Raw genomic sequence first — 14,736 nt, forward strand, 5'->3', positions numbered from 1 at the left:
CACGGCTAGCGCTCCGGCCACGGGCTCCGGGTACGGACAGCTATGCTGGGCGGCATCGGCACCGATCCGGCCATCACCGGGGAGCCTCCGGAAGAACGGGCAGTTCGACCGCCCTGGTAGAACCGGACGTCGCGGCACGTCACGTCGTGAAATTGAGCGGCGCCTGCACCGACGAGGCGCAAGCGGGGTGGTACCGCGGAGTCCTGGCCATACGCCCGGCGCTTCGTCCCCGCGTGGGCAGTGAGCTGATGCCCCGCGAGCGGACGTGAAGTGTAGGGAGAACGTCGGTGCCGGACGGTCCGTCGAAGTCGCCATTCGTGCCACTGCCCACCAAGATCGACTTTGGTGGGATGGACCGCGCGGTCATCGAGTGGTGGCAGGCCAACAACGTGTTCAACCGGAGTCTGGGGCAGACGGCCGACGGCCCGCCGTGGGTGTTCTACGAGGGGCCGCCAACCGCCAACGGCACGCCGGGCACCCACCACATCGAGGCGAGGGTCTTCAAGGACCTCTTTCCCCGGTACCGGACGATGCGGGGCTTCTCGGTGCCGCGCCGCGCCGGGTGGGACTGCCACGGCCTGCCCGTCGAGCTCGCGGTGGAGAAGGAGTTGGGGCTCAGCGGCAAGGCCGACATCGAGCGGATGGGTGTCGCGGAGTTCAACGCCCTGTGTCGCACGTCGGTGCTGCGGCACGTCGACGAGTTCGTCCAGCTCAGCGAGCGGATGGGTTACTGGATCGACCTGGAGCATCCGTACCAGACCATGTCCCCGGAGTACGTGGACAGCGTCTGGTGGTCACTGAAGCAGATTCACGACGGCGGGCGGCTGGTGGAGGACTTCCGGGTCGCGCCGTACTGCACCCGCGACGGCACGACCCTGTCCGACCACGAGGTGGCGCAGGGGTACGAGACCGTCACCGACCCTTCCGTGTACGTGCGGTTCCCGTTGCGCGGGGACGTGGCCGGACACAGCGGCGTCGACCTGCTGATCTGGACCACCACCCCGTGGACCCTGGTGTCCAACACCGCCGTCGCCGTACACCCGGCGGTGACGTACGCGCTCGCCCGCACCGGGCAGGGCACGTTCGTCGTCGCCGAACCGCTGGCCCGGCGGGTCCTCGGCGACGAGGCGGAGATCCTGGCGACCGTACCCGGGTCGGCGTTGGAAGGGCTGCGGTACGAGCGGCCGTTCGACCTGGTGGACATCCCCGACGCGCACCTCGTGGTCCTCGCGGAGTACGTCACCACCGAGGACGGCACCGGCCTGGTGCACCAGGCGCCGGCGTTCGGCGCGGACGACCTCGCCGTCTGCCGCGCGTACGGGTTGCCGCTGGTCAACCCGGTCGCCCCGAACGGGCGGTTCACCGACGACATCGACCTGGTCGGTGGGGTGTTCTTCAAGGACGCCGACGCGTTGCTCATCGACCGTCTCCGGCAGACTGGTCGGTTGTTCCGGCACGAACCGTTCGAGCACCCCTACCCGCACTGCTGGCGGTGCCACACGCCGCTGATGTACTACGCGCAGCCGTCCTGGTACATCCGGACGACCGAGGTCCGCGACGAGCTGACGCGGGAGAATGAGAACACCAACTGGTTCCCGGAGCACATCAAGCACGGCCGCTACGGCGACTGGCTGAAGAACAACATTGACTGGGCGGTGTCCCGCTCCCGGTACTGGGGCACCCCGCTGCCGCTGTGGCGATGCCCGGACAACCACGTCACCGCTGTCGGTTCCCGTACGGAGCTCGGGGAGCTGGCCGGCGCCGACTTGTCCGAGCTGGACCCGCACCGCCCGTACGTCGACGAGATCACCTTCGCCTGCCCGGACTGCGGTCGGACCGCCACCCGGGTTCCCGAGGTGATCGACGCCTGGTACGACTCCGGGGCCATGCCGTTCGCGTCATTGGGCTACCCCCACGTGCCGGGTAGCAGGGAGATCTTCGAACGCACCTACCCGGCCCAGTACATCTGCGAGGCGATCGACCAGACGCGCGGGTGGTTCTACACGCTGATGGCGGTCGGCACGCTGGTCTTCGACCGGTCCCCGTACGAGAACGTCGTCTGCCTCGGGCACATCCTGGCCGAGGACGGCCGCAAGATGAGCAAACACCTGGGCAACATCCTGCTGCCGATCCCGCTGATGGACACCCACGGCGCCGACGCGGTGCGCTGGTTCATGGCCTGCTCCGGCTCACCGTGGTCGCCGCGCCGGATCGGGCCCGGCCCACTCGACGAGATCGTCCGCAAGGTGTTGATGACCTACTGGAACACCGCAGCGTTCTTCTCCCTCTACGCGGCGAACTCGACGTGGGCGCCGCAGCTGGCGCAGCCGGTCGCCCAGCGGCCGGTGTTGGACCGGTGGATCGCCGGGGAGGTCCACGCCCTCGCGGCCGCCGTCGACGAACGGATGCGGAACTACGACACGGCGCGCGCCGGCCGGCTGCTCGCCGACTTCATCGACGACCTGTCGAACTGGTACGTACGCCGGTCGCGGCAGCGTTTCTGGGAGGGCGACACCGACGCCCTCACCACCCTGTACGAGTGCCTCGACATTCTCACGCGGCTACTGGCGCCCTTCGTTCCCTTCGTCACGGAGCAGGTGTGGCAGCAGGTCCTCCGGCCGGGTGCCGCGACGGCAGCGGAGTCGGTGCACCTGGCGGCCTGGCCCACACCGGACACCACGGTGATCAGCACCGAGCTGTCGGCCCAGGTGGCCACTGCGCGGGCGTTGGCCGAGGCGGGACGGTCCGCGCGTAAGGCGAGCAGTCTGCGGATCCGTCAGCCGTTGAGCCGGGCGCTCGTGGGGCTGCCGGCCGGCACCGTCCTACCGCCGGCGCTGCTGGACGACATCGGCGACGAGTTGAACGTCAAGGTCCTCCAGCCGCTCGACGCCCAGAGCGGGGTCATCGACGTGCGGGTCAAAGCGAACTTCCGGACGCTGGGCCGCCGGTTCGGCAACCGCACCCAGCACGTCGCGACGGCGATTGCCGCCGTCGCCCCCCGGGACCTGGTCGACGGCGTCCGGGCGAACGGGTCGTACCCGCTGTCGATCGACGGTACGCAGGTCGAGGTGGGCCCGGACGACATCCTGATCACGGAGGTGCCGCGCACCGGTTGGGTCGTGGAGTCCCAGCGCGGCGTGACGATCGCGTTGGACACCGAGATCACCCCCGAACTGGCGGCGGAGGGAGTCGCACGCGACGTCGTCCGCATCATCCAGCAGGCCCGCCGCGACGCCGACTTCGAGGTCTCCGATCGGGTCACGGTGTCGATCGCCGCCCCCGCGGATGTCGCGGCGGCGATCTCGACGCATCGGAAGCTCATCGCGCACGAGACCCTCGCGCTCCAGCTGACGGTCGCGGACGCGGTGTCGGAGGGGTTCTCCGGCACCGTGGGCGATGGTCAGGAGATCGTCGTGCACGTGGTGCGGGCCTGAGCGGTGACGGGGTGGACGATCAGCGCAGACGGGTCAGGTCGTCCGGGGTCAGGCGTAGGGCTCCGGCCGCGACGTTCTGCGCCAGGTGCTCCGGGTCCGAGGTGCCGGGGATGGCGAGCACGTGCGGGCCCTGGTGCAGGGTCCAGGCGAGGCGTACCTGCTGCGCGGTGACGCCGTGGGCGCGGGCGACCGCCTCGACGGCCTCGCCCTGCGCGGTGCCCGCGCCCGCCTCCCGCCCGGTGCCGGCCAGCGCGAAGAACGGCACGTAGGCGATGCCCCGCTGACCGCAGAGCCGAACGAACGCGTCCTGCTCCCGGTAGGCGTCCACCCCGTAGTTGTTCTGCACGCAGACCACCGGCGCGATCCCCGTCACCTCGTCCAACTGTTCCCGCCGGGCGTTGGAGAGCCCGAGGTGCCGGATCAGCCCGGCGGCCCGCAGCTCGGCGAGCGCGCCGAACCGGTCGGCCACCGGCACCGCACCCGGCCCTCGGCCGAGGCGCAGGTTCACCACGTCGAGCTGGTCGCGGCCGAGTCGGCGGAGGTTCTCCTCCACCTGGGCCCGCAGCTGCGCCGGGGTGAACGCCTCGGTGAAGCCCGCCTCCGGGTCGTACCCGAAACCGACCTTGGTGGCGATCACCAGGTCCTCCCGGTACGGGGCGAGCGCCGCGCGGATCAGCTCGGTGGCGTAGCGGGCCGGTCCGGTGCCGACGCGGAGGGTGCCGCCGGGCGAGACGTAGAACGCGGCGGTGTCGATGTGGTTGACGCCCAGCTCCACGGCGCGGCGCAGCAGGGCGACGGCCCGGTCACGGTCAGGGTTCGCGGTGATCCGCATGGAGCCGAAGCCCATCCGGTGCACGGTGCGGTCACCCAGGGTCCAGCTGCCCGCCGCGGCGGCGGTGATCTCGTCGGTTGGCATCGGGCGACCCTAACCAGCTCGGGTACGTGACGCAGTCGGCCACGCACCCGATACCGCCCGACGGCGGAGTGGGTTAGTTTTTAGTGGCGGAGGAAACGGCGTGCGGCGGGCGCAGCACCGGCACCAGCAGCAGGGTCGGCAGCAGCAGCAACGGCACCGCCAGCAACGCGCGCAGGGTGCCGACCTCGTCGCCGACCAGCCCCAGCAACGGCGGGCCAGCGAGGAACGCGGTGTAGCCGATCACCGCGACCACGCTCACCCGCACCGCCGCGTGCGCCTCGTCGTCGGCCGCCGCGCTCATCCCGACCGGGAAGCCCAGCGACGCACCCAGGCCCCACAGCGCGACGCCGATGACAGCCACCGGCCCGGAGCCCGCCAGCACCGCCAGGCCGGCGCCGACCACGGCGAGGCCGATGGTGCCGCTGAGCACCGGCACCCGACCCCACCGGTCCAGGGCGATGGTGCCGACGGTGCGTCCGACGGTCATGCCGACCACGAAGACCGCGAAGACCGCCGCGCCGGCGGCCTCGCTCAGATCCCGCCCATCGATGAACGCCACGGCCAGCCAGTCGTTGGCGGCACCCTCGGTGAACGCCGCCACCAACACGAACAGCCCGATCAGCAGGGTGCGTGGCTCCCGCCAGGCGGCGAGCTGAGCCCGGCGACGGGCAGCCGGGGTGGCGTCCGCCGGGTCGCCGGTGTGATCGCTGCCCACGGGCAGGAACGTCCGGGCGGCGAGCGCGGTGCCGGTCAACACGACCACCGCCACTGCGACGAGATGCGCGCCGACCGACACGTCGAACCGGGCCGCCCCGGCGCCCAGCGCCGCTCCGGCCACCGAGCCGAGGCTCCACCCGGCGTGAAACCGGGGCATGATCGTACGACCCAGCCGCCGTTCCACCGCCGCGCCCTCGACGTTCATCGCCACGTCGCAGGCGCCGGAGCCGTAGCCGAGGGCGACGAGCCCCAGGGCGACGACGGCGAACGACCCGGTCATCGTGGCGCCCAGGCCCGCCACGGTCAGGCCGACCGCGACCACCGCGGTGGCGAGGGTGACGGTGCGGGCCGCGCCGAGACGCTGGGCGAGCAGGCCGGCGGTGGGCATGGCCAGCAACGCGCCGACGCTCATCGCCAGCAGCAGCAACCCCAGTCGACCGGCGGAGAGGTCCAGCGCCTCCCGGACCGCCGGAACGCGGGAGAACCAGCTACCCACGGCCAGCCCGTTGAGGGTGAAGGTGACAGCGACGCCGTTGCGGGCGAGCCGCACCGTCCGCAGGGTCGGCGACGCGGTTGTCGGGGCTGACGGGCGACTGGTGGGGGCGCTCACGGGGGTGGTTCCTCTTCCTCGGGGTGATCTCCTGGCACGATCGCACACCTGAGAGCGCTACCACCACAACTGGGAACCGCCCCTTACCGCTGCTGGATCGGCCGGGGCATGATGTGGGCAGGCGTTGGTCCGACCGGACGGGCCGCCCGGGAGGCGACGATGACGACAGCGGCACACCGACCGGCCACTCTCGAAGACGTGGCCCGGGTCGCCGGCGTGTCCCGGTCCACGGCGTCGCGGGTGATCGCCGGCACGGGGTTCGCCTCGCCGGCTGCCCGGAAACAGGTCACGGCAGCCGTCGACCAGCTCGGCTACGTGCCCAACCCGGCCGCCCGGGCGCTGGTCCACGGCCGCGGCGGCGTACGCCTGGTGGTGGCCGTTCTGGGCACCAGCGCCGCGGTGCTGGACGACCCGTACGTGCACCAGGTGGTCGGCGCGGCCGCCCGGGTGTGCACGCCCGCCGGTGTCGGGGTGGCCCTGTGCTGGCTGCCGTTCGGCGACCCCCGCGGCCTCGACCAACTCGACGGCGATCGCAGTGTGTGCGGGGTGATCCTGGTCAACACCACCGAGGAGTTGCTGGCGGCGGTGCCCCGGTCGCTGCGCGGTCGGGTGGTCTCGATCGGCGTCGGCTCGGCGACGGTGCCCTCGTTCGACGTCGACAACGCCGCCGGCTCCGAGGCGGTGCTGCGTCACCTGTACGCCTCGGGGCGACGCCGGATCGCCATGGTGACCGGCCCCCGGTGGCTGCCGTGCGCGCAACGCCCCGTGCAGACGTACCGTCGGCTCATGGTCGAGGCCGGCCTGCCGGAGCGGATACTGCCCGGGGACTTCCGGGCGGCGCGCGGCCGGACGGCGGCCGGCGAGGCGCTACGCCGCTGGCCGGACATCGACGCCATCTACGCGATCAGCGACGACACCGCGCTCGGGGTGATCGCTGGCCTGCGCGACGCCGGCGCGCGCGTGCCCGGCGACGTCGCGGTGGCCGGCTTCGACGACATTCCGTTGGCCGGGATGACCGCCCCGGCGCTGACGACGGCGAGTCATCCGGTGGGGCGGATCGCCGGCGCCGCAGCTACCGCGCTGCTTCAGGGGCGCCCGGTTGCCCCGGTGACCCTCTTCCCGTCCGCACTGGTGGCACGGGCCAGCGCGTGAGTCGACGCCCGGTCGGGGACGCTCACGGTTAACGCCTCACGGGCCGGGTAACCGCGTCGGACCTTCCGTCCACCGTGAGGAGCGCCGACCCGTGTCCGACTCCGCGCCGTCGCACTGGGAGCCGGCGCCGAGTCCACGGGACGGCCGGTTGGCCGCCCGCCGCCACCCACCCGTGGCGCCGGGCCGCACCGGGCTGGTGCCGATGACCGGCCCCGACGGTGACCGGCTGGCCCTGAGGTACGCCCCGGAGCCGGCGACCGACGGTTCGGCGTACCGGTTGGTGCTGCTCCTGCACGGTGCGGGCGGCTCGGCGCGACAGGGGCTGGACCTGCTGTTGCCGGTCGCGGACGCGCAGCACCTGCTGCTGGTCGCCCCGGACTCGTCGGCCGCCAGTTGGGACCTGGTCGCCGGTGGCTTCGGGGCGGACGTGGGGCGCATCGACGGGCTGTTGGCGACCGTCTTCGACAGCTACCCGGTGGCCGACGTGACGGTCGGCGGCTTCTCCGACGGTGCCTCGTACGCGCTGTCGCTGGGCTTGGCGAACGGCGACCTGGTCGACGCGGTGGTGGCCTTCTCCCCCGGTTTCGCCGCGCCCCCGCTCACCCACGGCCGGCCACGGATCTTCGTCTCGCACGGCGTCGACGACCGGGTGCTCCCCATCGACGTGTGCAGCCGCCGTCTCGTTCCCCACCTGCGCGACCTCGGCTACGACGTGACCTACCGGGAGTTCCCCGGCGGCCACGACATCCCCGCCCCGATCCGCGACGCCGCCACCACCTGGCTCACCGCCCATCCGTGACGGGCGAGGAACCCGCGTCGAGCAGTGCGGGCATCAGAGTCGAGCAGTGCGGGCATCAGATCGGAGGGAGGCCCAGGGCTTCGTCGACGCGGGCGAGGACGGCGGCGTCGTCCTCCGGGTTGACGCCGCGCAGCAGGTCGATGGCCGTGGCCCGGACCTGACCGATGATCATCGCCAGGGGAAGGGTCTGGGTGGGGCCGAAGAGCTGCCCGGCGGCGCGCACCGCGGCCAGCGCCGATTCGTCGGCCTGGGTGGCGTGCTGGTCGGCGGTCTCCTCCTGCCCGTTGAGGTCGGCGGCGAGGGCGGCACCGGCCTGACGGACCGCCTCGGCCAGTGACCGCAGGGCCACGCCCAGCTCGGGCGGGGCCGGGGCGTGCAGCCGGCTCAGGGTCACGCCCGCACGGGCCAGCACCCGGACGTTACGGACCGCGTAGTCGAGCTGCCGGATCGACTCGTCGACCGAACGCAGCCGACCGATGTGCCGACGTCGACGGACGTTGAGCCGCAGCGCCTCACCGGCGGCCAGCACACCGTCGCGCAGCCCGTCCACCCGGGCGTCCATCCCCCGCGCCTGCCTCAGTGCGGCGACCGCCGCCGGCTCGTCGCGGTCGTTCAACGCGTCGGCGATCTCATCCAGCAGCCCGGCCAGCTCGTCGAAGGTGCGCCGCACCTCGGCAACCAGCGGAGCCAGCGGGTGCCGGGCGTCGACCAGCAGGCTGGCCGCGAGAGCGACCGCACCGCCGACCAGCGCGTCGACGAAGCGGAACGGCACCAACGAGCCGTCCGGCGGTGCGACCACCACCAGGTAGAGCGCGGAGACGGCGGCCTGCACCAGCGTCACGCCGGTGGCGCCGAATGCCACCGCCAGGAGGACGGTGAGCAGGATGACGGTGAACACCGTCCAGGTGCTGCCCGGGCCGAGCGCCTGCACCACCAGGTCCGCGACGAGCACCCCGGCGGCGACCCCGAGGATGACCTCGACGGCCCGCCGGATGCGCTGCCCCCGGGCCTGTCCGAGGACGATCAGCGCGGCGGCCGGCGCGAAGAAGGGCTGCGGGTGCCCGAGCAATCGGGTGGCCAGCAGCCAGGCCACTGTCGCCGCGACGGTCGCCTCCAACACCGGCCGCCAGCCGTGCCGCAACCGGCCGCCGGCCGTCCGCAGACCGCTGAACCGCACCATCGCCCAACCTCCCCCACCCCGTTGGCCCCAGCCGGGCCACCTGCCGCCCCACCCTGACCCGACGCCTGACCATCAACCCGCCCGGCCGCCAGCCCGACCGACCGCCAGCCCGACCGCCAGCCCGACCGACCGCCAGACCGCCCGACCGCCAGACCGCCAGGCCGCCAGGCCGCCAGACCGCCGAGCCGCCAGACCGCCGAGCCGCCAGACCGCCCGACCGCCAGACCGCCGAGCCGCCAGACCGCCAGGCCGCCGAGCCGCCCGCTCACCACATCTGCCACCAGCTCACGCCGGCACACCGCAGCGTGCCGTCCACTCCTCCTTTGGAGCTGATGCGCTAAACGAATCAGGCGTGATGTCGTAAGCGATTCAGCTCCAAAGGGCCAGCCCTCCGCACTATGCCGGCGGCCCGCGGCACCCCGTGGCGATCGTCTCCCATCACGCGTCGGACCTGATCACCGGGCTGCTGCGCGATCCTCCAGGGTGCAAGCGCCCAGGTGGGCCCGCGCGGTCAGGCCCGCATGCCGTCGGGTCCACGCGCCACCAAGCCCACACGCCGTCGGGCCTATGCGCCACCAAGCCCACACGCCGTCGGGCCTATGCGCCACCAAGCCCGCACACCACCAGGCCACACACCACCCAAGCCCACACCACCAGGCCGGCACACCACCAAGCCCGCACGCCGACGGGCCCGCACACCGTCGGGCCCAGGCGCCGCCAAGCCGCACATCACCAGGCCGCACACCGCCAGGCCCACACACCACCAAGCCCGCACGCGCCGTCGGGCCCACGCGCCGTCGGGCCCACGCGCCGTCGGGCCCACGCGGCTGGCCGGCCCGCCGATCCGTTCGTCGGCCGACGCCGGTCGGGTCAGCTTCCGGTGAGGGCGCGCAGCAGCGTACGGACGGCGGTGCTCAGGTCGGCTCGGCTGGCGACCGTACCGGGCGGTGGGGCGCTGAGCGCGCCCGCGCCGGCCAGCCGGTCGAAGAGCAGCCCGTCCACGAACGCCACGAACTGGTCGCCCTGCCGATCAGGGTCGGCGGCCCCGGCCCGGGTCAGCAGGTCCCGGGCCTGCACCCGCAGGCCGGTGCCGTGTTGCAGGATTCCGCGCAGTTCGGGCCGGTGCACCGCCTCCAGCAGGCACGCGTACCGGGCGAGGCTCCGGCTGCGGCCGGTACTCAACCAGCGGTCGAGCACCTCGGCTACGCCAGTGGCGAGCGCGTCGAGGTCGCCGCTGTCGAGCCGGGGGGCAGGGGTCGGGGGTGGCGGGCCGCTCGGCAGGTCGTACGCGGCCAGGTCGGCCCGGTCCCGCTCGGCGAGCCGTCCCACCACCGCCTCGATCAGCGCCTGCCGGGTCCGCAGGTAGGCGGAGGTGGTGCCCGGCGGCATTCCGGCGCGGCCGTCGACCGCCCGGTGGGTCAGGGCTCGCATGCCACCATCGGCGATCAGTTCGATGGCCGCGTCGGTCAGTGTCGCGATCCGGTTCGCCCGCGCCGTCATGGCACTCCTCCCTCCTTGTGGTCCGGAGGTAGTATCGCTCTTCTACAGGTGTAGAAGGAGGATCGACATGGACGACTCACACGCGGTGGTGGTCGGCGCCGGCATCGGTGGGCTGAGCGCGGCGCTCGCCCTGCACCGGCGCGGGTGGCGGGTCACGGTGCTGGAGCGCGCTCCCGAGATGCGCGAGGTCGGCGCCGGCCTGAGCCTGATGGCGAACGCGGTCCGCGCGCTGGACGCCCTCGGCCTCGGCCCGGCCCTGCGCCGGGGCGGACACGGTGAGGCGCCCGGCGGAATGCGCGACCGGCACGGGCGGTGGTTGTCCCGGGTGGAGGCCGCGGAAATGATCAGGCAGCTCGGCACCACGGCGCTGGGCGTGCACCGGGCCACGCTGCACCGCACCCTGCGCGAGGCCCTGCCCGCCGCATCCCTGCACACCTCCGCCGTGGTGGAGCACGTCGAGTCGGGCCCGGACAGCGCCGAGGTGCGCTACCAGGGGCCTGACGGCTCCCACACGGTCACCGCCGATCTGGTGGTCGGCGCCGACGGCCTGCGCAGTCGGGTCCGCGCTCAACTCTGGCCGCAACACCCCGATCCGGTGTACGCCGGATCGACGACGTGGCGGGCTGCCATCGCCTATCCCGAGCCGATCCCGGCCGCCATCACCTGGGGGCCGGGGGCCGAGTTCGGCATGGTGCCGATCGGCGACGGTCAGCTCTACTGGTACGGCGCGCTGAACGCTCCACCCGGTGGCCACGCCCCCGACGAGTTGGCGGCCGTGCGGGGGCACTTCGGCGACTGGCATGCCCCCATCCCGCAGCTTCTCGCGGCAACCCCACCCGACGTGGTGCTGCGCAACGACATCCACTACCTGGCCGAGCCGCTGCCCTCGTACGTGCGGGGGCGGGTGGCCTTGCTCGGCGATGCGGCCCACCCGATGACACCCAACCTGGGGCAGGGCGCCGGGCAGGCGATCGAGGACGCCGTGGTGCTCGGCGCGGTCTGCGCCGGCGGCGCCACGCAGGTGCCCGCCGCCCTGGCCGCGTACGACGAGCAGCGTCGACCACGCAGTCAGTCAGTCGCCCGTGCCTCCTACGTCGCTGGACGGTTCGGGCAGCAGCTGCACAACCCGGTCGCCTTCGCGATGCGGACCGTCGCGTTGCGGCTCATCCCGAGCCGGCTGGCCCTGCGTAGCATGGCTCGCTACGCGGACTGGCGACCGCCGGCGGGCTGAGCCGGGCCGGTGATCCGGCCGGCGGCCAGGGCGGCGTACTCCGCCGAGGCGAGGAACTCGGTCAACACCTCCACGGTGCCCGGCGTCCAGGGACGACCGTCGAGCACGTCGGCACCGGGGACGAAGAGCATCGCCGCGCCCTCGCCGAGCACCACGTCCTCCTGCCGGGCCCTGGTGCTGCCGAGGAAGTAGTGCTTCACCCGGGCCAGCTCGGGCAGCGACTGCACGGCGACCGGTCGCAGTGGACCGTCGGCGCGCAGGCCGGTCTCCTCCAACAACTCCCGCTCGGCGGTCTGCTCCGGCGTCTCCCCCGGCTCGCCGTGGCCGCCGGGCAGCCCCCACACGTTCGGGTGGTGTGTCGCGTCGCCGTCGCGCAGTTGCAACAGCAGCCGCCCGTCGGGATCTACCAGCAGGACGCACGCGACAATTCTCATCCAGCCAGACTACGGCCGGCGAGGAGCCGTCGTGGCCCCAAAGCTCCAGAATAGCCATTCGGGCCGTCGACGGAACCAATCAAAGGCGACAGTGCGCCGGTAAAATCGGCGACTTCGTTGTGACCGATCGCTGACTGCTGATGGTGAAAGCGATCACACACACTGAGCCCATGAACAGGAGAGTCAACCGCGGTAGGGCACTCCGCGTCGCGGTGTGCCTCCTTCTTCTCGCCGCACTGAGCGGCTGCATGCAGCTCAACATGGGGTTGACCGTCAACGCCGACGACACGGTCGACGGGCAGCTCCTGCTGACGGCCCAGAAGTCCGTGCTAAGCGGTCGCAACAAGAACCTCCCGGTCGCCTTCGCGGAGTTGCGGCAGAACATCCCCGCCCTACCGGCGGGCGAGGAAACCCTTTACCAGGACGACACTTTCTACGGCTCCCAGATCAGTTACCGCAAGGCACCGCTGGCCGGTTTCGACACCGAGAGTGTCAAACTGGTCAGGGACGGCGATCTTTACCGCTTCACGCTGCCGCTCGATCCCAAGAAATACGGCGGAAAGGTTGCGGAGCAGAATCCGCAGAACCAACAGGCGTTCCTCAAGCTCATGTCGTTCGAGATCTCGGTGACATTTCCCGGCCGGGTGATCGACAGCAATGGCACCGTCAACGGCCGGTCGGTCAGCTGGAAGGTCGATCCCAACCAGGACAAGCCATCCGAGCTGCGGGCCGTGGCCGAGGCGCCACCACGACCGTCCGCCTCGCCGGTTGCCGCCGGCGAGGAGGACGACGGCGGCTTCCCCTGGCTGTTCGTCGTCGGCGGTGTCCTCCTCCTGCTGGTGCTCGCCGCGGTGGGCGTACTCCTGATTCGCCGCCGTCACCCCGCGGCGACGGCGACGCCCGGTCCGACCCCGCCGCCAGGCCCTCCCGCCGGCGCCCCGGGGCCCGGCTGATCTCTTCCGGTGGCCGGCTCGGCCGGCCACGCCCGGCCCCGGCCGCCCCCGAGACGACGGCGACCGGCCCCGGTGCTCCCCGCAGGGGCACCGGACCTCACCACCACCACATCCGGTCGCACCATCGCAGAAGGGGGATCGTCATGAACGATCTCTTCACCTGGGCAGCCCTGGGGACCATTGCCGGCGCGAGCGCCGCCACCCTCCTGGCCACCAACGTCATCGGCGGACTGATCGGCCCGAGCGGCGACAAGCTCCGCAAGTGGATCGCCATCGCCATCGCGCTGCTGCTGTCCTACGTGACAGCGGCGTTCGCCGACGAGGCCGGCGGCGAGAAGTGGGTCATCGCGTTCTTCAACGCGCTGGTCATCTTCTCCGCCGCGCTCGGGGTCAACCAGTTCCCGCCCGGCAACCGACAGGCGACGCCGACCCAGGTCGCGAGCGGTCGTGAGCCCCGAGTCTTCCGTTCCTGGGTCTGAGGGGGTGCCGTCATGGTCTTCGGAATTCTCAGCGCAGCCGCTCACGTCGGCTTCGGCGCCCTGCTCGGCTTCCTCGCCGGTGGCCCCGTCGGGCTGCTGATCGGCGCCGTCGTGGGCCTGGTGGTCGGCGCGGTCTTCGGCTGGTCGGTGGCCTCCGCCGGGGTGTACGGCTCGGACGCCCGTGGCATCTTCCTCTTCGTCGTCGACCACACCTGGAGTCTGCTCAACACGGTCGTCGGCGCGATCTACCTGACGGTGCATCTGATCTTCGGGCACTCGCTGGACCGGCCCACCTCGCTGGGCAGCGGTCGGGTCAGCGTGGTGGAGGGAGTCTCGCCTCGCTACGCCACCACCATCGGCACCGTCTGCGCCGGCTCCAGCTCCGGCATCCAGCGGCACGAGGACGTGCACATCTTCCAGGGTCGCCTGCTCGGGCCGCTCTACATCCCCCTCGTCCTGGCCAACTACGTCCTGTTCACCATCGCGCCGGTGTGGCTGCTCTACCACGACCACACCAACGCGCCGATCAACCGCTTCACCCGGTACTTCGAGATCGGCGTCTACCCGCACGTGTGGAACGAGGCCATCGCGTACCGGATCCAGGGGACGCCGCCGCGATGACGACCCACGGGCGCGGACCGATCGAGAGCGCCACCGCCGCGCTGGTCGCCTGGGTGACCAGCGCGGCGGGGGAACCGGTCCCGATCGGCCCGCCCCGCGCGTGCGACGACGCCGACGGGCTCACCCTCTGGCCCCTCGAACTGCGCCCGGCCCGGCAGACCCGTTCCAGCGGCGCGGTCCGCGAACCGTACCGGTTCACCGTCCGCCACCTGCTCTGCGTCACCGGTCCGGCCGGGTTGCCCCGACTGGACCGGGTGCTCACCGCCGCGACCAGCGACGGCAGTTACCCGGTCGTGCTGGAGGCCGGTGACCCACCGCTGTGGACGGCGTTCGGTACCGCGCCCCGACCGGCGCTGCTGATCGACGTGGCGGCGCAGGTGGACCACCCGACCCCGGCCGCGCCGCCGGTGCTGCAACCGCTGCGGTTGCGGCAACTCGACGTACGCAGCCTCGGCGGGCGGGTCGTCGGCCCCCAGCAGCAGCCACTGGCCGCGATGCGGGTCGAGTTGCCCGCCACCGGCTCCGCCACCCGCACCGATACCGAGGGACGGTTCCTGATCGTCGGTGTCCCGCACGACCCCGAGCACCCGAGCCCGGTCCGGCTGCGGCTGAGCGGACGCGGGCTCGTCCTCAGCGCCGACGTCGACCCGACCGAGGACGACATCGTCATCGTCTGCGCGCCACCGACCCACTGACACCCACAGGCACAG

13 protein-coding genes are annotated in these 14,736 nt (G+C 72.5%); 8 read left to right on the forward strand and 5 right to left on the reverse strand.

Features of this window, described 5'->3' with window-relative positions; genetic code table 11:
• Nucleotides 1-287 precede the first annotated feature (287 nt).
• Complete coding sequence (gene ileS, locus ACZ6NZ_RS22550) at nucleotides 288-3,434, forward strand: isoleucine--tRNA ligase (protein ID WP_465860000.1); 3,147 nt, start codon at nucleotides 288-290, stop codon at nucleotides 3,432-3,434.
• 19 nt (nucleotides 3,435-3,453) lie between these two features.
• Here ileS and ACZ6NZ_RS22555 read toward each other — a convergent pair whose 3' ends face one another.
• A complete protein-coding gene (locus ACZ6NZ_RS22555; RefSeq protein ID WP_465860001.1) occupies nucleotides 3,454-4,350 on the reverse strand; it encodes an aldo/keto reductase in 897 nt (298 codons plus the stop codon).
• 73 nt (nucleotides 4,351-4,423) lie between these two features.
• The gene (locus ACZ6NZ_RS22560) at nucleotides 4,424-5,677 is read right to left on the reverse strand and encodes an MFS transporter (protein WP_366606784.1); all 1,254 of its coding nucleotides are present in this window, start codon (nucleotides 5,675-5,677) and stop codon (nucleotides 4,424-4,426) included.
• A gap of 159 nt (nucleotides 5,678-5,836) precedes the next feature.
• Between ACZ6NZ_RS22560 and ACZ6NZ_RS22565 the strand changes: the two genes are divergently transcribed.
• Together ACZ6NZ_RS22565 and ACZ6NZ_RS22570 are read left to right on the forward strand one after the other, a co-directional pair.
• Nucleotides 5,837-6,829 carry a LacI family DNA-binding transcriptional regulator gene (locus ACZ6NZ_RS22565; RefSeq protein WP_465860002.1) on the forward strand — a complete coding sequence of 331 codons (993 nt, stop codon included), beginning with the start codon at nucleotides 5,837-5,839 and terminating at the stop codon, nucleotides 6,827-6,829.
• 91 nt (nucleotides 6,830-6,920) lie between these two features.
• Entirely contained in the window at nucleotides 6,921-7,628 is a 708-nt protein-coding gene (locus tag ACZ6NZ_RS22570; RefSeq protein WP_465860003.1) for an alpha/beta hydrolase, read from the forward strand.
• Nucleotides 7,629-7,683: 55 nt separating this feature from the next.
• On the opposite strand, the gene ACZ6NZ_RS22575 is transcribed toward ACZ6NZ_RS22570, so the two are convergent.
• A complete protein-coding gene (locus ACZ6NZ_RS22575; RefSeq protein ID WP_465860004.1) occupies nucleotides 7,684-8,808 on the reverse strand; it encodes an FUSC family protein in 1,125 nt (374 codons plus the stop codon).
• Nucleotides 8,809-9,678: 870 nt separating this feature from the next.
• Nucleotides 9,679-10,308, reverse strand: coding sequence for a TetR/AcrR family transcriptional regulator (locus ACZ6NZ_RS22580; RefSeq protein ID WP_465860005.1), 630 nt, complete (start codon nucleotides 10,306-10,308; stop codon nucleotides 9,679-9,681).
• 67 nt (nucleotides 10,309-10,375) lie between these two features.
• On the opposite strand from ACZ6NZ_RS22580, the gene ACZ6NZ_RS22585 reads away from it, so the two are divergent.
• Nucleotides 10,376-11,539, forward strand: coding sequence for an FAD-dependent oxidoreductase (locus tag ACZ6NZ_RS22585; RefSeq protein WP_465860006.1), 1,164 nt, complete (start codon nucleotides 10,376-10,378; stop codon nucleotides 11,537-11,539).
• Here ACZ6NZ_RS22585 and ACZ6NZ_RS22590 read toward each other — a convergent pair.
• Entirely contained in the window at nucleotides 11,509-11,973 is a 465-nt protein-coding gene (locus ACZ6NZ_RS22590; RefSeq protein ID WP_366606774.1) for an NUDIX hydrolase, read from the reverse strand. The two genes, ACZ6NZ_RS22585 and ACZ6NZ_RS22590, sit on opposite strands and share 31 nt — an antisense overlap.
• Nucleotides 11,974-12,113: 140 nt before the next feature.
• Between ACZ6NZ_RS22590 and ACZ6NZ_RS22595 the strand changes: the two genes are divergently transcribed.
• The 4 genes from ACZ6NZ_RS22595 to ACZ6NZ_RS22610 all read left to right on the forward strand — a co-directional run bounded on the left by ACZ6NZ_RS22595 (nucleotide 12,114) and on the right by ACZ6NZ_RS22610 (nucleotide 14,721).
• Nucleotides 12,114-12,926, forward strand: a complete 813-nt coding sequence (locus tag ACZ6NZ_RS22595) for an LppM family (lipo)protein (RefSeq protein ID WP_465860007.1) — start codon at nucleotides 12,114-12,116, stop codon at nucleotides 12,924-12,926.
• Nucleotides 12,927-13,069: 143 nt separating this feature from the next.
• Nucleotides 13,070-13,405: a hypothetical protein gene (locus tag ACZ6NZ_RS22600; RefSeq protein ID WP_355007395.1), complete on the forward strand. Its 336-nt coding sequence runs from the start codon at nucleotides 13,070-13,072 to the stop codon at nucleotides 13,403-13,405.
• Nucleotides 13,406-13,417: 12 nt separating this feature from the next.
• Nucleotides 13,418-14,026, forward strand: coding sequence for a glycine zipper family protein (locus tag ACZ6NZ_RS22605; protein WP_366606771.1), 609 nt, complete (start codon nucleotides 13,418-13,420; stop codon nucleotides 14,024-14,026).
• On the forward strand, nucleotides 14,023-14,721 hold the full coding sequence (locus tag ACZ6NZ_RS22610; protein ID WP_465860008.1) for a carboxypeptidase-like regulatory domain-containing protein: 699 nt from the start codon (nucleotides 14,023-14,025) through the stop codon (nucleotides 14,719-14,721). Before ACZ6NZ_RS22605 ends, ACZ6NZ_RS22610 begins: the two co-directional genes overlap by 4 nt.
• Nucleotides 14,722-14,736: the final 15 nt, after the last annotated feature.

This window comes from Micromonospora sp. NPDC047756 (genome assembly GCF_055587245.1).

Coding starts and splice junctions, on each gene's coding strand:
- ACZ6NZ_RS22555 (WP_465860001.1), bottom strand. CDS start 4,350: ATGCCAACCGACGAGATCACCGCCGCCGCGGCGGGCAGCTGGACCCTG.
- ACZ6NZ_RS22565 (WP_465860002.1), top strand. CDS start 5,837: ATGACGACAGCGGCACACCGACCGGCCACTCTCGAAGACGTGGCCCGG.
- ACZ6NZ_RS22575 (WP_465860004.1), bottom strand. CDS start 8,808: ATGGTGCGGTTCAGCGGTCTGCGGACGGCCGGCGGCCGGTTGCGGCAC.
- ACZ6NZ_RS22580 (WP_465860005.1), bottom strand. CDS start 10,308: ATGACGGCGCGGGCGAACCGGATCGCGACACTGACCGACGCGGCCATC.
- ACZ6NZ_RS22585 (WP_465860006.1), top strand. CDS start 10,376: ATGGACGACTCACACGCGGTGGTGGTCGGCGCCGGCATCGGTGGGCTG.
- ACZ6NZ_RS22590 (WP_366606774.1), bottom strand. CDS start 11,973: ATGAGAATTGTCGCGTGCGTCCTGCTGGTAGATCCCGACGGGCGGCTG.
- ACZ6NZ_RS22595 (WP_465860007.1), top strand. CDS start 12,114: ATGGTGAAAGCGATCACACACACTGAGCCCATGAACAGGAGAGTCAAC.
- ACZ6NZ_RS22600 (WP_355007395.1), top strand. CDS start 13,070: ATGAACGATCTCTTCACCTGGGCAGCCCTGGGGACCATTGCCGGCGCG.
- ACZ6NZ_RS22605 (WP_366606771.1), top strand. CDS start 13,418: ATGGTCTTCGGAATTCTCAGCGCAGCCGCTCACGTCGGCTTCGGCGCC.
- ACZ6NZ_RS22610 (WP_465860008.1), top strand. CDS start 14,023: ATGACGACCCACGGGCGCGGACCGATCGAGAGCGCCACCGCCGCGCTG.